At 67.3% G+C, this 20,515-nt stretch carries 17 protein-coding genes, 1 tRNA gene and 1 pseudogene; 11 read left to right on the forward strand and 8 right to left on the reverse strand.

What is annotated here, in order from left to right:
- The 3 genes from F8O04_RS00005 to F8O04_RS00015 form a co-directional block, all read right to left on the reverse strand.
- A partial coding sequence (locus tag F8O04_RS00005; RefSeq protein ID WP_158027292.1) for a choice-of-anchor A family protein occupies positions 1 to 1,433 on the reverse strand: 1,433 nt, incomplete at its 3' end.
- 340 nt (positions 1,434 to 1,773) lie between these two features.
- A complete protein-coding gene (locus F8O04_RS00010) occupies positions 1,774 to 2,322 on the reverse strand; it encodes a hypothetical protein (RefSeq protein ID WP_158027293.1) in 549 nt (182 codons plus the stop codon).
- A 75-nt stretch (positions 2,323 to 2,397) separates the two neighbouring features.
- Positions 2,398 to 2,484 (reverse strand) — tRNA-Leu (locus F8O04_RS00015).
- 255 nt (positions 2,485 to 2,739) lie between these two features.
- On the opposite strand from F8O04_RS00015, the gene F8O04_RS00020 reads away from it, so the two are divergent.
- The 8 genes and pseudogenes from F8O04_RS00020 to F8O04_RS15250 all read left to right on the forward strand — a co-directional run.
- Positions 2,740 to 3,453: an FhaA domain-containing protein gene (locus F8O04_RS00020; RefSeq protein WP_158027294.1), complete on the forward strand. Its 714-nt coding sequence runs from the start codon at positions 2,740 to 2,742 to the stop codon at positions 3,451 to 3,453.
- Positions 3,450 to 4,010 (forward strand): FHA domain-containing protein FhaB/FipA, encoded by a 561-nt coding sequence (locus F8O04_RS00025; RefSeq protein WP_158027295.1) that lies wholly within the window; start codon positions 3,450 to 3,452, stop codon positions 4,008 to 4,010. Before F8O04_RS00020 ends, F8O04_RS00025 begins: the two co-directional genes overlap by 4 nt.
- Before the next feature lie 28 nt (positions 4,011 to 4,038).
- Positions 4,039 to 5,259 (forward strand): protein phosphatase 2C domain-containing protein, encoded by a 1,221-nt coding sequence (locus F8O04_RS00030; protein ID WP_308420198.1) that lies wholly within the window; start codon positions 4,039 to 4,041, stop codon positions 5,257 to 5,259.
- Positions 5,243 to 6,649, forward strand: a complete 1,407-nt coding sequence (locus tag F8O04_RS00035) for an FtsW/RodA/SpoVE family cell cycle protein (protein ID WP_158027297.1) — start codon at positions 5,243 to 5,245, stop codon at positions 6,647 to 6,649. The genes F8O04_RS00030 and F8O04_RS00035 overlap by 17 nt, the downstream gene beginning before the upstream one ends.
- Entirely contained in the window at positions 6,646 to 8,106 is a 1,461-nt protein-coding gene (locus F8O04_RS00040) for a penicillin-binding transpeptidase domain-containing protein (protein ID WP_158027298.1), read from the forward strand. The genes F8O04_RS00035 and F8O04_RS00040 overlap by 4 nt, the downstream gene beginning before the upstream one ends.
- On the forward strand, positions 8,103 to 9,992 hold the full coding sequence (locus F8O04_RS00045) for a protein kinase domain-containing protein (protein WP_158027299.1): 1,890 nt from the start codon (positions 8,103 to 8,105) through the stop codon (positions 9,990 to 9,992). The genes F8O04_RS00040 and F8O04_RS00045 overlap by 4 nt, the downstream gene beginning before the upstream one ends.
- 154 nt (positions 9,993 to 10,146) lie before the next feature.
- Positions 10,147 to 11,898: a Stk1 family PASTA domain-containing Ser/Thr kinase gene (pknB, locus tag F8O04_RS00050; protein WP_225734772.1), complete on the forward strand. Its 1,752-nt coding sequence runs from the start codon at positions 10,147 to 10,149 to the stop codon at positions 11,896 to 11,898.
- 781 nt (positions 11,899 to 12,679) lie between these two features.
- Positions 12,680 to 12,922: pseudogene (locus F8O04_RS15250) on the forward strand (cell division protein CrgA); the annotation flags it as partial.
- Positions 12,923 to 13,129: 207 nt separating this feature from the next.
- On the opposite strand, the gene F8O04_RS00065 reads toward F8O04_RS15250, so the two are convergent.
- Both F8O04_RS00065 and F8O04_RS00075 read right to left on the reverse strand, forming a co-directional pair.
- Positions 13,130 to 14,044, reverse strand: a complete 915-nt coding sequence (locus tag F8O04_RS00065; RefSeq protein ID WP_188726367.1) for a rhomboid family intramembrane serine protease — start codon at positions 14,042 to 14,044, stop codon at positions 13,130 to 13,132.
- A gap of 8 nt (positions 14,045 to 14,052) precedes the next feature.
- Positions 14,053 to 14,601 (reverse strand): peptidylprolyl isomerase, encoded by a 549-nt coding sequence (locus F8O04_RS00075; protein ID WP_158027302.1) that lies wholly within the window; start codon positions 14,599 to 14,601, stop codon positions 14,053 to 14,055.
- Positions 14,602 to 14,790: 189 nt separating this feature from the next.
- On the opposite strand from F8O04_RS00075, the gene F8O04_RS00080 reads away from it, so the two are divergent.
- The 3 genes from F8O04_RS00080 to F8O04_RS14925 all read left to right on the forward strand — a co-directional run bounded on the left by F8O04_RS00080 (position 14,791) and on the right by F8O04_RS14925 (position 17,926).
- On the forward strand, positions 14,791 to 15,444 hold the full coding sequence (locus F8O04_RS00080; RefSeq protein WP_158027303.1) for a DNA/RNA helicase: 654 nt from the start codon (positions 14,791 to 14,793) through the stop codon (positions 15,442 to 15,444).
- A 643-nt stretch (positions 15,445 to 16,087) separates the two neighbouring features.
- The gene (locus F8O04_RS00085; protein ID WP_225734957.1) at positions 16,088 to 17,791 is read left to right on the forward strand and encodes a sodium:solute symporter family protein; all 1,704 of its coding nucleotides are present in this window, start codon (positions 16,088 to 16,090) and stop codon (positions 17,789 to 17,791) included.
- Between the two features lie 3 nt (positions 17,792 to 17,794).
- On the forward strand, positions 17,795 to 17,926 hold the full coding sequence (locus tag F8O04_RS14925) for a putative transporter small subunit (RefSeq protein WP_225734773.1): 132 nt from the start codon (positions 17,795 to 17,797) through the stop codon (positions 17,924 to 17,926).
- Between the two features lie 128 nt (positions 17,927 to 18,054).
- Here the strand turns inward: F8O04_RS14925 and F8O04_RS00090 are convergent, their stop codons facing one another.
- From F8O04_RS00090 to F8O04_RS00100, 3 genes are all read right to left on the reverse strand, one after another.
- The gene (locus tag F8O04_RS00090) at positions 18,055 to 18,498 is read right to left on the reverse strand and encodes an NUDIX hydrolase (protein ID WP_158027305.1); all 444 of its coding nucleotides are present in this window, start codon (positions 18,496 to 18,498) and stop codon (positions 18,055 to 18,057) included.
- 125 nt (positions 18,499 to 18,623) lie between these two features.
- Positions 18,624 to 19,292, reverse strand: a complete 669-nt coding sequence (locus tag F8O04_RS00095) for a methionine ABC transporter permease (protein ID WP_158027306.1) — start codon at positions 19,290 to 19,292, stop codon at positions 18,624 to 18,626.
- Entirely contained in the window at positions 19,292 to 20,440 is a 1,149-nt protein-coding gene (locus tag F8O04_RS00100; protein WP_158027307.1) for a methionine ABC transporter ATP-binding protein, read from the reverse strand. Before F8O04_RS00100 ends, F8O04_RS00095 begins: the two co-directional genes overlap by 1 nt.
- Positions 20,441 to 20,515: the final 75 nt, after the last annotated feature.

Below are 20,515 nucleotides of genomic sequence, written 5' to 3' on the forward strand. Positions count from 1 at the left end.
AGATCACCATTGTCGGCGACGACCTCGTCGAACCCATCAGGACCGGTCAGCCTCCAGACCGAACCCGCGAGCAGGTCGGACGACACACCATCGACCTTCGACCACACCACCGAACCGACGCCTTGACAGGAGGTGGTGCGACTACCGCTCCAGGGGAAGGCATGGTGCTCGATCGCTAGTCCAAGCTGTGTGTCGATTGCGATGAGCGAAACATCTCCACCGGTCAGCAGCCTGCCGTTGGTGCTGACGTTGAGTGTAACGTCCGCGTTCGGGCTGATAATCGACCCGAGGCTCTGTGCTGCGGCTTCGTCCTGGAAAGGTCCGATGCCCGGCACCGTGTCACCGTTGACGTCGACACGGCTGGTCTCGGTTCCGGTCCCACCCGCGATCGTCAGGGAGTTCGCTTCGCCGTAGTTGAACAGAACAGCGGCTGACGCGGTGGCGAACTCGGTAGGTGTCGCGAACGGGTCATGGACGTCTACCCCGTTGAAGAGGGTGCGCCACCCCTGCCGAAAGGAAATGTCCGTTCCTGTCACATTGACCGCCACGGATGCACCGGCAGGGATTCCTTCGAAAGCAAACGAGACACCGCTCTTGCTCTGCGCGTACTGAGTCAGTGCTTCGCCGTCGAGATTGAACACCTGAAGTGACGATGTTCCATCTCCAGTGAATGTCACCATGGCTTCGTTTTCGACATGAACGGTGCTCACGACCTCGCCTGGGTACCAGGTCGACGTGATGTCGCCGTCAGGTGCATCCCCGATGACGGTGGATCCCGTCGCCGGAACGCTCATCAGTTCTGTTGAGAGAGCATCGACCCGTTCATTGAACTGCGTGTAGTCGACAGGAGCGCCACCATTGCCGGGGTACACGGCCTGAAGAGCCGCGTCTCCGAGCCCGTACTGTATCGGGGCCGCGGCGTTCAGCCCGCGACGGAATTCAGGACCTTCGGCGACTCCGCCGACGCGACCGTTTGCCGGGACGTCCATGAAGTCGCTCCCCGAGAAAACGAACGGCGGGGTCTGGCCCGGGTCGGTGCGCGTATTTCCACCAACGGCGAGAGCGTCCGCGTCCGGATACGGCCATTGACCCGACCCCATTCCGACCTGCCCGAAAGAGAACCCCCCGGCAATGCCGGTCGCATCGACATCCCCGACAACTACCGTGAGGCCCTCCGTCTCAGAGGTCCGGCCCGATATCGTCAGATTTCCGCCAGAGTACAATGAAACGTTCGCATCCCGCCCCGTCAGCGTCTCAATGCCGCCCCAGACGGGGTTTGCCGGGCACTGCGTGGACTCAGCTGCGCTCACGGGCGCGGCGCCGAGCAGCTGGATAGGACTGACAAGTGGCACCGCAACGGCCGCGATAGACGCGGCCAGTATCCCCCCGAGATTTCGCCTGACACGCAGTCGGCGACTTTGCAACTGTGGCATGGTTCTTTCCTTTTCTGGCGTATCGAGGAGCCGCGGCGACTTTCATGCCCGACGCGGCCTTCATGCTGAAAATAGCCGAACCGAACGGTGGATCTGCGTTTCTCACCCGCCCCTCACCCTTCGGCGCACCTCGAACCAGTTCGGCGTCGCCGCGAGCCGCTCGTGGCACGGTGGGTGCTCCGTCTCTGCGTCCCGTCGGAGACAAGGAAACGTACGCCAGAAGTGCCGCGCAACTCCGATATCGTCAGGCCGTCACATTGCATGAGTCACCGTCGACCGTGACGAGCGTTGGCGCCGATTCTTGGGGACGCTGGCGCACGAGCTCGAAGGGAATACCGTGCTATCTCGGTGGCAGGTCACGAAGATCAACGTCGCGAAATTGTTCGTGCTTGCCGCGCTCGTCCCGCCGGCGACTGTCGGCATTGCGCAACGCGCGGGTCTCATCGCACCAGGTTCGGAAGTCGCCGTTGTCGGGACCGTCGGAGCGCTCGGATCCATCGGCGCCGTCGCCGGTGCTATCGCTTTCGGATTCGCGGCAGATCGCTGCCGCGCGACCCCGCAACGACGGTGGGGAATCACCGCATTCGCGACGGTCGTGGCGCTGGTGGGCTTCTGCACACTGGTCACAGCTGAAGGCGTCTGGATCCTGGGCCTCGGCTGGCTTCTGGCCGAGGGTGGCGCGTCCGGTGCAATGGCCATTCTGCGCGCGCTCCTGACACACGTCGACGCGCGGACGCGACGATTCCGCCCACCGGCGATACGGAGTGGCATCGTCGCCAGACTCGAGGGCCGCGAACCGGACGTCGTGGCCGGCCTGACCAGCACCCATCCGCCAGCAGTGAACCTTGACGCCCTCGACATGCCGGCCGGGCTGATCAATGCCTGGCACGTCGCGCCGTCGTTGGCATACACGAAAAGCCCTGGGCCGCGACTCGCTTCTCAACGATGTCGCGACTCAGGACAGTGGTGCGCAAGGGGGGAGTTGAACCCCCACGCCCTTTCGGGCACACGGACCTGAACCGTGCGCGTCTGCCTATTCCGCCACTTGCGCGCTAACCCCGAGAGGCTAGCACGAACCCGCCCGCCGCGCGACGCAGCCGATGCGCCGACTCCCGCCCGCGGGCTCCCCCGCACGCTCCGAAACTGCGATTTCGGCGCGTTGCGGATACGATGCCCTCAGCCTCCGCGGGCTGTTCGGCGCCCTGTCGCGCACCCGCACCGGGCACGAGGGGACAGCCGAGTCGACAGGAGTTCGACGAGGACGTCCACGCCATCGCCCGGCAACACGTGCAAGACCAGGAGATACGTGGGAATTCTCGATCGGCTCGAGCGAGGTCTCGAGCGCCTCTTCAACGGGGCGTTCGCAAAGACCTTCCGTTCCGGGCTGCAGCCGGTCGAGATCACGGCGGCGCTCAAGCGGGAGCTCGACACGCGCGCGCAGGTCGTGACGCGTGACCGCATCCTCGCGCCGAACCGCTTTCACGTGCTGCTGAATCCCGCGGACTACGAACGCATGTCGAGCCACGGGTCCGCCCTGACCGACGAGCTCTACCGCGTCGTCGAACGCCATGCCCAGCAGCAGGGGTACCAGTTCACCGGCGGCCTCAGCATCAAGCTCCTGGAAGACGACTCGATCTCGGTCGGCCGCTGCGAGATCGAGTCTCGCAGCGTGCAGGGCCAGGTGGTGTGGACGCCCGTGCTCGACGTCGACGGCGAGCGCTTCCACCTGCGCGTCGGGTCGACCACGATCGGCCGTGGCGCCGAGGCCGACATCACCCTCGCCGGTTCGGGCGCGTCTCGGCGGCACGCCGAAGTGGTGTGGGACGGGCAGCGGGCGGGTATCCGCGACCTCGGCTCGACCAACGGCACGCTGCTGGCGGGGCGTCGCGTCTCGCGCGCGACGCTTGAACCGGATGCGGTGATCGAGATCGCGGGGCAGCGCCTCATATTCCGTGTGGTGCCGCAGGCGCCGCCGAGCGACGAGACCGGGTTCATCCCCAGCCAGCGAGGACGACAGTGACGAGTGAACTGACCCTGTTGGTCCTGCGGCTCGCGTTCCTCGCCGTGCTGTGGATCTTCGTGTTCTCGATCATCTACGCGCTTCGCAGCGACCTCTTCGGTACCCGCGCAAGCGAGTACCAGCGCCGGGTCGAGGCCCAATCGCGCCAGCAGACCTTCGCGGGAGCCGAGAACAGGCCGCTGCCCGCCGCTGCGGGCGGTGCACCCGCAGCGGCGCCGGCCCCGGCCGGTGCACCGCGACCTCAGGGGAATGCGACTGCTGCTCCTCCGCGCAAGGCCCGCATCCACCTCACCTCCGGCCCCAAGCGAGGCACCGAAGTGCTGCTCGGCGACGAGCCCCTCACGATCGGTCGTGCGCCGGATAGCGGGCTCGTCATCCAGGACGACTACACGTCGACTCGGCACGCCCGCATCGAGCGCCAGGGAACCGCCTGGCGCATCGTCGACCTCGACTCCACGAATGGCACCTACCTCGCCGGCAGTCGCGTGACCGGCTCGGCGGAGCTCCCCGCCGGCACGCCGGTTCGCATCGGCACGACCACCTTCGAGCTGCGCTGACATGCCGGTCATTTCCCGCGGTGACGCCGTGTCACACGTCGGTCGGGTCAGGTCGAACAACCAGGACTCGGCCTACGTCGGCAACCATGTCTTCATGGTCGCCGATGGCATGGGCGGCCACGCGGGCGGCGACGTCGCGAGCGCGATCGCGGTCAAGCACGTCGCCGAGCACGAGCGCGACTTCCCGACCATCGACGATGCCGAGGTCGGCCTCTCCAACCTCTTCGCCGAGGGCAACCGTCTCATCGCCGACGCCGTGGACGAGCACACCGAGCTGCGGGGCATGGGAACGACCGCGTGCGCGATCACGCTCGTCGGCGACTCGATCGTCATGGGCCACATCGGCGACTCCCGCATCTATCGGCTGCACGACGGCGAGTTCACCCAGGAGAGCGTCGACCACACCTTCGTGCAGCGCCTCGTCGACGCCGGTCGAATCACGCCGGAGGAGGCGCTCGTCCATCCGCGCCGCTCCGTGCTCATGCGCGTGCTCGGCGACGTCGAGACCGACCTCGAGGTCGACACCATGGTCGCCCCGGCCGTGCCGGGCGACCGGTGGCTGCTGTGCTCCGACGGACTCTCGAGCTATGTCGACGACGAGCACATCGTCGAGGTGCTCTCGCGGGCGGGCCAGTCGAGCCGCGAGACCTGTGACGATCTCGTCCAGCTCGCGCTCGACAACGGCGCGCCGGATAACGTCACGGTCGTCGTGGTTGAGGTCGGTGAGACCCCGGTCGAGGACCTGCAACCGAAGATGGTCGGATCGGCCGCCAACCCGCTGCGTTACACCTCACGGCGGCAGAAGCGGCATTCGCAGTTGCTGCCGTCGATCCTGCATCCCCTGCGCCGGCAGCCGAAGCCGGAAGACGAGGAGTTCATCCCGCCGTCGGACGAGTTCCTCGAGCAGCTCATCAAGGAAGACCGTCAGCGCAAGCGGCGCAGGCAACTCACGTGGCTGGCCGCCGTCATCCTGCTCGTCGGCGCGATCGCGGGCGCGAGTTGGCTCGCCTACGAATGGACGCAGACGCAATACTTCGTCGCCGAGCACGAGGGCAACGTCGCGATCTACCAGGGCGTGCAACAGAACCTCGGTCCGTTCGAACTCCACCACGTCGTGGAGGTGACCGACATCCCGGTCGGTACGCTCCCCACGTACCAGCAGATCCAAGTGCTGCAGACGATCAGTGCTCCAGGTTATGACGAAGCGCTCGCGATCGTCGAGAGGTTGCAAAATGTCGCAAGCGGGTAGTGCGCCGGCGCAGGGCACGGACGTGCGCTCGACCGGCAGCGAGCGCGTGCTGCGGCGCCCCGGTTCCCAGGGCCTGCGCAACATGGAGCTGGGCCTGCTCGTCTTCGCCGCGTTCATCAACTTCGCGGCGATCCTGCTGGTGCAGCTCGGCGTGCGCGGCACCTTCGATTTCAACGTGCTCACGCTCTCGGGCATCATCACGGCGCTGACGATCGGCGTGCACCTCGTGCTGCGCTTCCGCGCCCCCCAGGCCGACCCGTTCATCCTGCCGATCTCGGCCGTGCTCAACGGGCTCGGCATCGCCATGATCTATCGGCTCGACCTCGACGAGGATCTCGGGGGCGCGTTCCTGACGCCCTCGACCAACCAGATGATCCTCACGGCCGTCGCGGTCGGCTTCGCGATCATCGTGTTGCTCTTCCTCAAGAATCACCGCATCCTGCAGCGCTACACGTATATCTTCATGGCGCTCGCGATCGTCCTGCTGCTGCTACCGCTCGTACCCGGGCTCGGGGCGCAAGACGTGAACGCGAACGTCTGGATCACCATCGCGGGCTTCAGCTTCCAGCCGGGCGAAGTCGCCAAGGTTGCGCTGGCGATCTTCTTCGCGGGATATCTCGTGACGGCGCGCGAGACCCTGTCGGTCGTCGGCCACAAGTTCCTGTGGATGCGTTTCCCCCGCATCCGCGATTTCGGTCCGATCCTCGTGGTGTGGCTGTTGTGCCTCGGCGTGCTCGCGTTCCAGCGTGACCTCGGCACCGCGCTGCTGTACTTCGGGCTGTTCCTCGTGATGATGTTCGTCGCCACGGGTCGCTTCAGCTGGATCCTCATCGGCGTCGTGCTTATCGCGGTCGGCGGCTGGTTCGCCTACTCGACAATGGGGTACGTGGAGTTCCGCGTGCACGCGTGGCTCGATCCCTTCGACCAGGCCATGATCGACGCCGACGGCGGCAGCTTCCAGCTCGTGCAGGGGCTGTACGGGCTCGCGAACGGCGGGCTGCTCGGTCAGGGCCTCGGGCAGGGCCGCCCCGGTGACACCCCGCTCGCGTCGAGCGACTTCATCGTCGCGGCGCTCGGCGAAGAGCTCGGGCTCGCGGGTCTGTTCGTCATCTTCAGCCTGTTCGCGATCCTCGTGGCCCGCGGCTTCCGCATCGGCCACCAGGGCCTCGACGACTTCGGGCGCCTGCTTGCGTCGGGCCTGAGCTTCCTCATCGCCCTGCAGGTCTTCATCGTGGTCGGCGGGGTCACGCGCGTGATTCCGCTCACCGGTCTCACGATGCCGTTTATGGCGGCCGGCGGATCGAGCCTGCTCACCAACTGGATCATCGTGGCGATCCTGCTGCGCCTCAGCGATACGGTCCGTCGCACACCCACGGAGGTGCACGCATGAGTCAGCATCTGCGGATCGTCGGGGCCGTCGTGCTCGTGATGTTCCTGTCGCTCTTCACGTCGACGACGATCATCCAGGTGGTCGCGGAGCGCGAACTCAACGAGGACCCGCGCAACTACCGCACCGTGGTCGCGAACTACGAGATCCAGCGCGGCCCGATCCTCGTCGACGGAGTGCCCATCGCCTACTCGGTGCCGATCGAGAGCGACTACCAGTACCAGCGCACGTACGCTGAGGGGGAGCTCTACTCGGCGCTGACCGGCTACTACACGTACGGCCTCGGGTCGGCGGGCATCGAGCACGCCATGAACCCCGAACTCTCGGCCAGCAGCGACGCGCAGTTCTTCTCGGGGCTCGCGGGCCTGTTCACGGGGCAGACGCCGGCGGGCGCGGCGGTCGAGCTGACGGTCGACCCGATCGTGCAGCAGGTCGCATGGGACGCCCTCGGTGATATGCGCGGATCGGTGATCGCGATCGAGCCGAGCACGGGGGCGATCCTCGGCATGGTGTCAAAGCCGGCCTACGACCCGAACGTGCTCGCGAGCACCGACCTCGAAGAGGTCGAGGCCAACTACACCGCACTGCTCAACGCCGACGGCTCGCCGCTCGTGAACTCGGCCATCGGTGGCAACATGAACCCGCCCGGATCGGTGTTCAAGCTCGTCGTCGCGGCGGCGGCACTCGAGTCGGGGATCACGACACCGGACGGGGAACTGCCGAACCCGGCGACCTGGACCCTGCCGGGCAGCACGGCCGTCGTGAACAATCCGACGCACGGGTCGCCATGCGGCCCGGGCGACACCACGACGCTGCGCACGGCGATCGAGTTCTCGTGCAACATCCCCTTCGCGCAGTTGGCCGTGCAGCTCGGTGCCGGCCGGCTCCGGGACATGGCCGAGGCGCTCGGCTTCAACCACGAGTTCGACGTGCCGCAGACTTCGGCGGCCAGCGTGTATCCCACGGGCGGCCTCGACGACGCGCAGACCGCGCTGACGGGATTCGGCCAGTTCGACGTGCGAGCGACCCCGCTGCAGATCGCGATGGTGTCGAGCGCGATCGCCAACGGCGGCGTGGTCATGAATCCCACCTCCGTGGAGCAGGTGCTCACGCCCGAGCTGCAGGAGTTGCAGAGCCAGCAGGTCTCGGAGTACGGCCGGGCGTTCAGCCAGCAGACGGCGGATGCGCTCGCGTCGATGATGATCGCCTCCGTGAACAGCGGGGTCGCGAGTAATGCCAGAATTGACGGTGTCGATGTTGCCGGCAAGACCGGGACAGCCGAGAACGGTCCCGATGAAGCGTATTCACTTTGGTTCACGGGCTTCGCGGCCTCTGGTGACCGAGAGATCGCGGTGGCGGTCGTTCTCGAGGATGGTGGCGGCATGGGCCAATCGGGCACCGGCAACGGGCTTGCAGCAACAATCGGCCAGGAAGTGATGAAGGCGGTGCAAGGGCGATGAGACCTTCCCAGGGTGTCTCTCTCGGTGATCGGTATCAGCTCAACTCCCGCATCGCGATCGGGGGGATGGGTGAGGTCTGGGACGCGACCGATCAGGTGATCGGGCGCACCGTCGCCATCAAGATCCTCAAAGACGAATACATGGGCGACCCCGGCTTCCTCGAGCGTTTCCGCGCCGAGGCCCGTCACGCGGCGCTCGTCAACCACGAGGGCATCGCCAACGTCTATGACTACGGCGAGGACAACGGCTCCGCCTATCTCGTCATGGAACTCGTTCCGGGCGAGGCGCTCTCGAACATCCTCGAACGCGAACGAGTGCTGCCGGCGGCCCAGGTGATGGACATCGTCGCGCAGACGGCGTCGGCCCTCCACGCCGCGCACGGCGCCGGCCTCGTGCACCGCGACATCAAGCCGGGAAACCTCCTCATCACGCCCGACGGCCGCGTGAAGATCACCGACTTCGGCATCGCCCGCATTGCGGATCAGGTGCCGCTGACGGCGACCGGTCAGGTGATGGGCACCGTGCAGTACCTGTCGCCCGAGCAGGCCTCGGGCCATGCCGCCTCGCCGTCGACCGACATCTACTCGCTCGGCATCGTCGCGTACGAGTCGCTCGCCGGGCGGCGCCCGTTCACGGGCGAGTCGCAGGTGGCGATCGCAATGGCGCACATCAACGACGCGCCGCCGCCCCTGCCGGTGACGGTTCCCGAACCGGTCCGCAATCTCGTGTTCAACGCTCTCGAGAAGGAGCCGAACTCGCGCCCCACGACGGCCGAGGCACTGGGGCGCGCTGCACGCGCCCTCCGTGACGGCGACACGCGCCGTGCCGCCACCTTCGTGCCCGCGATCCTCGGCGACCGTCCCGCAGGCCCTGCGACGGCACCCCTCGACCGCACCGCGGTGCAGGGCCAGGTCGCCGACGGGCGAACGACCGTGTTCGGCACGGCCGCCGGAGCGGCGGCCGGTGCCGCCGCGGGTGCCGGGCAGTCCGACGGGGATGCGACGCGCGTCATGGGGCCCGGCGATCAGTCGACCGGGCGGTACGGCGGCGATCTCAACTCCCTGCTCGCCATCGACGAGCCCGGTGGGGATGACCAGGAGGGCACGCTCGTCGCGCAGCCCGATGACGCCGAGCCCCGGAAGCGGCCATCGGTCTGGCTCTGGGTGCTCATCGGCGTCGTGGTCCTCCTCCTCATCGCGGTCACGTTCCTCGGCATCCAGCTGTTCAACACCAATTCGGCCGAGGACGCGACCCCGACACCGACGGCGACCACGACCGCCACGACCACGCAGACGACCACGCAGACCGCGTCGCCGACGGCGACGACCGTGGCGGTCAACGCGGGCGACTTCGTCGGCCTGCCGTACGACGAGGCGGCGGCGGCCGTGCAAGCCCTCGGCCTGACGCCGGAACGCGTCGATGGCCAGTCGGCCCCGAGCCAGGGCGAGGTCGGCACGGTGCAGAGCGTCAACCCGACGGGCAACGTTCCCATCGGTTCCACCGTGCAATTGACCGTCTACACCGACATCGCAGACCCGACCACCCCGACCGATACGCCCGCCATCACCGTCAACGGCTCGGGCACGCAGGCCACGGCGAACTGGACCTATCAGGCCAACAGTTGCCCCGCGGGTCAGTCGTTCGAGGGCTATGAGGTGCAGGTGTCGGGCGGCTCCGTGCAGGGTGGCGGCCGCCCTGGCACGAACTCGGTCACCATCGCGATCGACGAGGGGGCAACGGAGGTCACGCTCGCCTACCAGTACTTCTGCGGCGGCACGGCATCGGGCTACTCGCCGACCGGCACCGCCTCGGTCGCGCAGTTGCCACCGGACAACGGCGACGACGGCACGGAGACGGACGCACCCCCGGAGGGCATCGGCGACTGAGCGCTCCTGCGCGGACGCGACCTCGCATCCGTATCGCTCGATTCGGTTACGAAGCGGACGTCTCCGTGCGACTGACGATGTCGCTGCGGTTACCATCGATCCCTATAGTGCGCCGGCGTGCCATACGAGCCGATGCAAGTGAGGAGTGCAGTACGTGATTCAGGGCGAACGCACCCTCGCCGGTCGCTACGAGATCGGTCGTCGGATCGGTCGCGGCGGCATGGCCGAGGTCTATCTCGGCCTCGACGAGCGGTTGGGACGCCGCGTGGCCGTCAAGCTTTTGAACACGCAACTGTCCGGGGAACCCGACTTCCGCTTCCGTTTCCGCGCTGAGGCGCAGGCCGCGGCACGGATGACGCACCCGACGATCGTGCGAGTCTTCGACGCTGGCGAGGACACGTTCGTCCGAGCCGACGGCCACGAGCTCATCGTGCCGTACATCGTGATGGAGTACGTCGAAGGCGACCAGCTGCGCGACCTCATGCTGGATGCGCCACTGGCGAACGACAAGATCGCCAGCTACATGTCCGGCATCCTCACCGCCCTCGAGTACTCGCACCGCGCCGGCGTGGTGCACCGCGACATCAAGCCGGGCAACATCAAAGTCACGCCCGACGGCACCGTGAAGGTCATGGACTTCGGCATCGCCCGCGCCATCTCCGACACAGCCGGCACGATCGCGCAGACCACGGCCATTCTCGGAACCGCCTCGTACTTCTCGCCGGAGCAGGCGCGAGGCGAGAACGTCGACGGCCGAAGCGACCTGTATTCGGCAGGCATCGTCCTCTACGAGATGTTGACGGGCCAGGTGCCGTTCCAAGGCGATTCGGCGGTCGCGGTCGCCTATCAGCACGTCACCGAGCGCCCTGTTCCGCCGAGCGAGCTCAATCCGAACGTCTCTCCAGCCATGGATGCCGTGGTGCTTCGCGCGCTCGCGAAGAGCCCCGACGACCGCTTCCAGTCGGCGAGCGAGTTCCGACGGGATCTCGAGCTCGCGGTGCAGGGCATCATGCCCGCCTTCGGGGTCGAGGCGGACGAGACTGAGGACACGCAGCTGTTCGGTCCCGCGCCGACGGCCGTCGCGCAGACCGAGTCGGCGTTCGCGGCGCTCTCGGAGAACGACGAGCGCGCTCCGACGGTGCAGCGTCGCCCTCCGGCCATGTGGATCTGGGGAGCGGCCGCCCTCATACTCGCCATCGTCGCTGCCGTGATCTTCTGGGTGGCGACGCTCCCGAGGGAGTCGCAGCTTCCGCAGGCGGGGGTCGAGATCCCCGATGTCGTCGGCGCGACGTGGGAGGAGGCCGATGCCGAGCTCACGGAGCTGCAGCTCGTTCCCTCTCGCGAGACGGCCACGAGCGACGAGGTCCCGGCTGGCATCGTCATGTCGCTTTCGCCCGACGTCGGACTCACGGTGCCCGTGGGCCAGGTCGTGACGGTGACGGTGTCGGCTGGCCCCTCCTCCGTCGAGCTTCCGAACATCAACGGTATGACCGTCGAGCAGGCGACGTCGGTCCTCGAGGGCGAGGGGCTCGCCCTCGGCACCGTGACCACCGAGAACTCGCCATCGGCGCCCCAGGGAACCATCATCCGCAGCGAGCCCGTGGCGGGGTCGCAGGTAGGGCCGGACTCGACCGTCGACGTCGTCGTCTCGTCGGGGCTCGTCGAGCTGCCCGACCTGGTCGGCACGGGGCTCGAGGAGGCCACCTCGACCCTGCAATCGCTCGGCCTTCGGGGCATCGTCGAGTCAGACCCGAACTGTCCGGCGGAGGAGGGTGATCCCATCGTCAGCATGTCGCTCGCGGCCGGCCCGGTCGAGCAGCACTCCGACGTGACGATCACCTATTGCACGGGTTCGGCCGAGAACCCGGCGCCGACGCCGACGCCCACCGACTCGCCCGCACCCTGAGGGCGACCGGGTCCGCCCTCGAACGTCGCGTCCAGCGGCTCCGCGGCGGCGCGTGGAGAGGCGCCCGCGTGAAGATAGACTGTCCGCCATGCCTGCTGAGACGCCCGCCCGCAAGGGTCGTGACGAGCGCGACGACGAGATCGACGCCATCGACCCCACGGAGACCGAAGACCTCGACGACATCGACCCCGAGGACGACGGCACGGCCGGCGAGGACGTGACGGACGACGACGACCTCGAGGACGACGAGTTTGAGGACGACGACCTCGACGACGACGCTGAGGACGACGACCTTGAGGACGACGAGGAACTCGACGACGACGAGATCGACGAAGACGACGACCTCGACGATGACGGTCTCGACGATGACGGTCTCGACGACGACGACGACCTCGACCAGGATGACCTAGAGGACGAGGAACTCGACGATGACGACCTCGACGACGAGCGGGACGACGACAGCGACGTCCGCGAGCCCGTCACCAGCCCCCGAGGCGGGCGCTCGTCGAAACGGGGCGGCACGTCGACGACTCGCTCTGACGGGCGAGCCTCGGCCGGGAAGCGGTCCTCCGCTGCGAAGAAGCGTTCTGGCGGCCGCAAGCTGAGCGCAGCCGAGCAGCGTGCCGCCGACCGCGCCGCGTTGAAGGAGCAACGGCGTCAGGAGCGGTTGGCGAAGAAGGGCGCCGCGAACGCCCCCAAGGGCGAGGCCGCGAAGAAGGCGGAGCGCACCAAGACGCCGTCCGGTTCGCGCAAGCACACATCTTCGGCCGCTTCCGCTGCGGCGGCCGCTGCCGCCGCAGCCGAGAAGCAGCGCCGTCGCCGCCCGGCGCGCCCGGAAGGCGCGAACCCCGTGTGGTTCAAGCCGCTGATGTTCGGCTTCCTCGCCATCGGGTTCCTCTGGATCATCGTCTACTACCTGTCGAGCGGGCGATTCCCCATCGCCGAGCTCGGGTCGTGGAACATCCTCGTTGGCTTCGGCATCGCCTTCGTCGGCTTCCTGATGACGACGAACTGGAAGTCGTAGCGGCACTACGTCACGCACACGCACCAACGAGGGGGCGCATCCGACACGGATGCGCCCCCTCGTTCGTTTCCGCCGCGGGTGTCGCCCGGGGCCGCGGCCCGGAGTTGTCCACAGGGTTGCTCACAGGTGTGTAATTACACGCGTGTGATCACCGGTGAAGCGCACGATGACGCTCCTCGTGGCGACGCCCGCTTGTGCGGGCGCCGTTCAGCCTCCCGCCACGGCCGTGCTCACGCCGATCGTGTTGGCCCAGAGCAGGCACGCGCCGAAGAGCGCGAGCGCCAGCACGCCAACGAGTACGGCACCGGAGGCCGGAGGCCGTTTGCGGCCGTCCGTCGATACCGCCCGCGGGCCCCGTACGTCGCGGCTGACCAGCCACCCCGCGAGGAGACCGACCAACAGGCCGCCGATGTGTGCCTGCCATGAGACGCCGGGGTTGATAAACCCCATGACGACGTTGATGCCGACGAGCACCAGCAGCGAGGTGGTGTTCATCCGCGCCTGCCGCATCACCACGAAGTATGCGCCGAACAGGCCGAAGACGGCACCGGATGCTCCGATCACCGACCCTGTGGGGGTCGCGATGACGACGGCGAGGGATCCGCCGAGCGCCGCCGCAACCCACACGAGGCCGAACCGCAGACGCCCATAGAGCGGCTCCAGCACGCGCCCGAAAAGCCAGAGCGTGACCATGTTGAACAGCACGTGCCATATGCCACCGTGCACGAGGGTGACGGTCAGCGCTCGCCATGGCTCGAACCGATCGCCGTCGACCCAGAGGGTGACGGGATTGAACAGCAGCAGATTGGTGACGAATCCGCCGGTCACGAACTGCACGGCGTACACGAGCAACGTGACGGCGATGATCGAGTACGTCACGACCGGCCGGCCGAGCGCCGCGGCGCGGCTGAGGCGTGTGCCGAGGCCGGGCCGTGAACCCTTGTGGGCACGTTTCGCCTCGGCCACGCAGCCAGGGCAGATCACCCCGACCGGCGCCGGCGTCTGGCAGTCGCCGCAGATCGTCTTGCCGCAGCGCTGGCACAGGACGAAGCTCTGCCGATCCGGGTGCCGGTAACAGGAATTGTCGGCACGCTGCTCAGCGCGCTGACCATAGTCGGGCACGGTCGGGATCAGCCCTGGGCGACAGGCTCGATCGTGAAGCTCTGGATCACGACGTCGTTCAGGGGACGGTCGCGCGGGTCGGTCTCGACCCGTCCGAGCTTGTCGACGACCTGCTGCGAAGCGGGGTCGGTGACCTTGCCGAAGATGGTGTGCTTGCCCTGCAGCCATGTCGTCGGACCGGTCGTGATGAAGAACTGCGAGCCGTTGGTGCCCTGACCGCCGCGCTTGCCGGCGTTCGCCATCGCGAGCATGTAAGGATCCTGGAACGTGAGCTCCGGGTGGATCTCGTCGTCGAAGGTGAAGCCGGGACCGCCAGCGCCCGTCCCGGTGCGGTCGCCACCCTGAATCATGAAGTCGGGAATGATGCGGTGGAACGCGACGCCGTCGTAGTACGGGTCGTTGCGCTTCTCACCCGTCTCGGGGTCGACCCACTCGAGCTCCCCCGTAGCGAGGCCCGTGATGACCTTGACGGTCTTCGGGGCGTGGTTGCCGTAGAGCTCGATCGTGATGGGGCCGACGTTCGTCGTGATGGTCGCGATTGCGGTAGCAAGAGACATGCGGCAATCCTTCCACGATGAGCACGCGCGGCGGCTCATGCACCCAAATGCCCCGGCGAGTGTTCGCGCCGCGCACAATTTCCCGGCGTTCGAGCGTCGCATCCTGCAACGGATGCGGGGAATTCAGGTTGGCGCCCGGTCGCGCGTGCCAAGATTGACGTAGACCTGATCACAGTTATGGAGGCACGCATGGCCCTCTCGAAGAAGAACCAGCGCCAGTTGAAGCGCCTGCGAAAGCACGCAAGCTCGCTGTGGGCCGAGCAGCAGGCGGTTCTCGAGCACGCCCGCGAGCTGCGGTCGGAGGCAGGCGACAATGCCAAGCGGCTGCGCGACACCGAGCTCCTCCCCTACCTGCAGGGCGAGTACAACGCTCGGGTTCGCCCGAACGTCGACCGAGGCCTCGGCATCGCTCGGGACGCGGCCGACGACGCTCGCGTGCGGTTCAACGGTCGTGTCGTTCCGGCCGCCGCCACCATCGGTGGCTCAATCGCCGGGACCTTCGCGAACCTCGCAAGCGAGAAGTCCGACTACAAGGGTGCGGCCAAGAAGGCCCGGGGTCTCTCGAAGACCCTGGACCGCCGAGCGAAGTCGGCGCTCAAGGAGTACGACAAGAAGTACAACAAGAAGGGCATCGGCGTCGGCGGCTGGTTCCTCATCGGCGCCGGCGTGGCGGCGGTCGCGGCCGTTGGCTACGCCCTCTGGCAGACCTTCCGCGCCGACGACGACCTCTGGATCGCCGACGAGGAGCTTGACGCGCCCGTGACGACGGTTTCACCGTCGTCGTCGACCTCGGGGGCGTCCGCGTCGGCACCGTCGACCGTCACACCGTCGACCTCAGACTAGGGAACGACCCGAACCACTCCCTCGCGCGGGGACGGCGCACCGACACGGTGCGCCGTCCCCGCGCGTCTTTTGTCCCACTGCTCGCTCACACGCACGCCTGGCGGCACGCCCGCCGCACGCGTCGCCACAGCCATCCCTGTCACGCCCGCCCGGTGTCTCCGTCTCCGACCGTGACATTCCTGAGAATTCTCTTCATGCTATGGTCGTGGACCGTTCGAGGATTCGGCCCGTGCAAAGTCGGGGAACCGCGCGCGGACACCTGATCAGTGTCTTCGCCTTCCGGGCCATCCCGCTCCGCGCCTGACGGTGCCGCGTGGCGTGCCCGCAATCCGGGCACCCTCGGTCCGTCGCGCGACCGCCGATCCGCTGACAATCAGGTCAGCGCCTGATCCCGGGCGGCCGCGCCATGGCGCGAGCGAATGTCGGTGGGCGAGCGACCGCGCGTGGCTGCCGCCTGGGTTGCCGTGCGGGTACTCCACGGCTTGCTTCTCCGCCCCCATCGATGCACCGAACGCCGGGATCCGGCGCGAGCGAGCATCCGGTTCGCCCCCGTGCCGCCGACAATTCGACGACGAGAGAGTGGAGAGCGAACGTGAGCGATACTGAGCCAATACAGTTGGGGGCCGTCGCCGTCATCGCGCTGATGGTGGTCTTCTTCGGCGGAACCTTCCTGATTTCCTTCCGCATCCGGCGCCGTCGCGAGAACGCCGACGACTTCATGACCGCGGGAAACCGCATCGGTTTCGGCATTTCCGCAGCGAGCATGACAGCGACCTGGATCTGGGCCTCATCCATGTACGCATCGGCCAGCTCCGGCTACACGTACGGCATCTCTGGACCCATCCACTACGGGCTTTGGGGCGCCCTGATGATTCTGTTCATCTACCCGTTCGGCAAGCGGATCCGCGAGGTCGCGCCCAAGGCGCACACGCTTGCGGAGGTCATGTACGCCCGGCACGGTCGCGGCAGCCAGCTGATGCTCGCCAGCTCGAACATCGTGGGCAGTCTCATCAGCCTCATGTCGAACTTCATCGCCGGCGGCGTGCTGATCTCGATGCTCTCGCCCTTCAACTTCGTGCAGGGCGTCATCGCCATCGCCGCGGGAGTGCTGCTCTACACGCTGTGGTCGGGGTTCCGAGCTTCGGTGCTGACCGACTTCATCCAAGTCATGGCGATGCTCGCGACCGTCGTGATCGTGGTGCCGGTGATCTTCGTCGCCGCCGACTTCCCTGCGGCGTTCGAAACCGGCGCAGCGAACCTCACCCCCGAGCAGAGCAACTTCTTCTCGTCCGAGGCCTTCATGAACCAGGGAGCGCCGTACATCGCGGCGGTGCTCGCCTACGCGATCGGCAACCAGACGATCGCTCAGCGGCTCTTCGCCGTGCGGAAAGACCTGATCCGGCCCACGTTCATCACGGCGACCGTCGGATACGGGGCCATGGTGATCGGCGTCGGCATGCTCGGCGTACTCGCCCTGTACCTGGGTTTCGAGCCGACGGGCGGCAACACGGACAACCTGATCCCCGAGATGGCCGCGAGCTACTTGCCTTTCGCGCTGCTGTGCCTCGTATTCGTCATGATCATCGGTGCCCTCGCGTCGACGGCCGACTCCGACCTCTCGGCGATGTCGTCGATCGTGATGGCGGATGTCTACGGCCAGAACATCGCGGGCAAGCAACGTGCGAATCCGGCCGTGATGATCTGGGTCGGCCGTATCACGATGATCGCCGCGACGGCGCTCGCCGTGGTGTTCGCCAGCTTCGAGTTCAGCATTCTCGACCTGCTCGTCTTCGTCGGTGCCCTGTGGGGCGCGCTCGTGTTCCCGGTCATCGCGAGCTTCTACTGGAAGAAGGTCACGAACGTGGGCTTCGTCGTGGGCGCGCTCGCCGGCATCGCGATCTTCATTCCCGTTCGGTTCGAGTTGTTCCCCTACGGGGGTGGATTCTTCGCGCTCGCGATCGCGGTCGACGTGCTGGCGGTGCTCGGGATCGGCGTGATCTTCGGCCTCATGGCGTTCGGGTTCTTCGGTTTGCGCACTGCGTACATCGTCGGCGTCGTCACAGCCGTCGCCGCTGCGCCGTTCGCGATCGGCACGCTCCACGAGTACGCCACCCTGAGCGGCTCGCTCGTCGCCTACTCCGCGAGCACCATCCTCTGCTTCTTCCTCTCGTTCCGGTCGAAGCGGGAATTCGACTTCAGCGTCATCAAGGAGCGCACGGGCGACTTCGACACCGAGCATCGGCATGCGCTCGGCGATGACCCGGAAACGGACGAAACCGCCCAAGCGGCCGACACCGTGTCCGGCCCCGCTGGCGCCCGCACCGCGAATTCCACCACGAAGGAGTAACCAATGAGCACCATTGCCCTGACCGTGTACGTCCTGGCCTTCCCGGTCATCGTGCTCGGCGTCATGATCGTCATCGGCCGCGCATTCATCAAGGAGTGGATCGATGCGCACAGGAACGGGCGCGGCCTGATCTGACCACGGCTCCCGGGGGCCGTGCGACGTGCACGCCTCCCGGCCCCCCGACGCGGGGACGCCCGCCTGCTCGTCAGAGTGCAGCACGAGTGGGCGGGCGCCGTCGTTTCAGGCCGGCTGCCCGGCGGACGTCAGTCGATGAGACGGCCGTTCGTGGGGCGCTCGGTGAACAGGCGCAGACCGGCCCTGACGAGTGAAACGGTGCGCAGGTCGGCGAGCTCGTCGAGGTCGAACCAGCGCGCCTCGTCGGTCGAACCGCCGACTTCGGAGCGCAGTTCGCCGCCAAGAATCGACGCTCTGTAGATGATGCGCAAGGCCTGCATGGGTCCGCGGCCGCCGATGAGCCGGTCGGAGGTCTTGATGATCATCGAATCGATCCCGAGCAGCTCGTCGATCGACGCGTGGAAGCCTGTCTCTTCCCAGATCTCGCGCACCGCACCCTCAACGGGATCCTCGCCGGGCTCGACCCCGCCGCCAGGGAGGGTCCAGCCGCTCCGGCCTCGGTCGCGCCAGTGCGCGAGCAGGATCCGCTCCTCGTGGATGATGACGCCGTAGGAGGCGAGCCGGACATGCACGCGGACCTCCTTTGCTGACCTGCGCGGTGACGGACGTGTGTCGAACCGATGCTACGCGGCCAGCGCCGCCCGCCCGCGCGGGCCCACCCGGCTGCGTGTCGAGCACGACCGCCCCACTCGCCGGTCTACCGACGCAGGACCTTCCTCGCGACGAAGTTCCCGAGGAACTGCGCGGCCTGGACGATGACGATGATGACGACCACCGCGGCGATGATGATGGTCCACTCGTTGCGGCGGAAGCCGTCCTGCACCGCGTAGGTGCCGAGGCCTCCCCCGCCGATCCAGCCCGCGACCGCCGACATGTCGACGAGCGCGACGAAGATGTAGGTGTAGCCGAGGATGAGTGGTCCGAGCGCCTCGGGGATGATGACGCTCCACACGATCTGGAACCGCCCTGCACCGGCCGATCTCGCCGCCTCAACGACGCCGGGTGAGACGCTGAGCAGGTTCTGCTCGACGATGCGGCTGATGCCGAACACGGCGGCGACGGAGATCGCGAAGATCACGGGCGGGTTTCCGATGCCGGTCCCGACCACGACGCGCGCGAACGGCACGAGGATCACCAGCAGGAGGAGGAAGGGGATCGGCCGCACGAAGTTCACGACGATGTTGAGCACCGTGTGCGCGAGGGCGTTCGCGTAGAGGTTGCCCGGCCGGGTGAGGTAGACGCCGAGGCCGAGGGCGAGCCCGCCGACGCCGCCACCCGCGAGGCTGACGAGGACGATGAACAGTGTCTGCCACGTCGCATCCGCGAGCGTGAGCAGGAAGTCTCCGAGCTCTGCTCCCCCGAACATCAGAGGGCCCCCGGTCCAAGCCCCATGCCGGGCGTTCCATCGGATTCCGGGGGATGGTCGCCTGCGCTTCCGATGCGGTTCCCCGTGCGCTTGTCGGGGGTCGCGAGTTCATCGACGAGGCGTTCCGTGTCGGCGACCTCGGCGATCTCACGCACGCCGGCGATCGCCCGGTCGATATCCTCGGCGTTGCCACTGAGGGAGAAGGTCAACTGCCCGAACGACTTTCCCGAGATCTCGGTGATGCCCCCGTAGACGAGCTCGACGTCGACGTCGGCGTCCCCGAAGCGTCGAAAGATCTCGGCCTGGTTGGTTTCGCCCGATTTCACGCCAACGCTCACGAGCCGGCCGTCGTGGCGACTGCGGAGCTCGGCGAGTTCCTGTGCGCTCGGCACGGTTTGCACGACGGTCGAGACGAACCGGCGCGTGGCGGGCGACTGCGGCGACGAGAACACGTCGAAGACCTCGCCTCGCTCGACGATGTGGCCCTCTTCCATGACCGCGACGTGACTGCAGATCGACTTCACGACATCCATCTCGTGCGTGATCACGATGATCGTGACCCCGAACTCCTCGTTGGCACGGCGGAGCAGTCCCAGCACGTCCTCGGTCGTCTGCGGGTCGAGGGCGCTCGTGGCCTCGTCGGCCAGCAGAATGCGCGGCTTCGTCGACAGCGCGCGGGCGATCCCCACCCGCTGCTTCTGGCCGCCGGACAGCTGATCCGGGTAGTTGCGGGCCCGGTCGCTGAGGCCGACCCAGTCGAGCAACTCGCCTACGCGCTGCTCGCGGTCCGCCTTCGGCCACTTGGCGACCCGCAGCGGGTAGGCGACGTTGCCAGCCACGTTGCGAGAGTTGAAGAGGTTGAACTGCTGGAAGATCATCCCGATGCCGCCGCGCACTGCGCGGAGCTTGGGCTCAGGCAACGTGGTGATGTCGGTACCGTCGATCTCGATGGAGCCGCTCGACACCCGTTCGAGGGCGTTGATGAGCCGCACGAGCGTCGATTTCCCGGCCCCGGAGTAACCGATGATGCCGTAGATGTCACCGGCCTCGATGTCGAGCGAGACGCCGTCGATGGCACGGATCGGCCCGCCACCCTTCCGTGCCGATGGGTAGTGCTTCACGACATCGCGAAGGCTCATCAGGGCCATGCGAGATCCTCTCATCAGCATTCGCGCGCCGTCGCGGGGCCCGAACGGGGCCCCGCGACGCGTGTACCGGATGAG

This window comes from Pseudoclavibacter endophyticus (assembly GCF_008831085.1).
In the GTDB taxonomy this organism is placed as follows: domain Bacteria; phylum Actinomycetota; class Actinomycetes; order Actinomycetales; family Microbacteriaceae; genus Pseudoclavibacter; species Pseudoclavibacter endophyticus.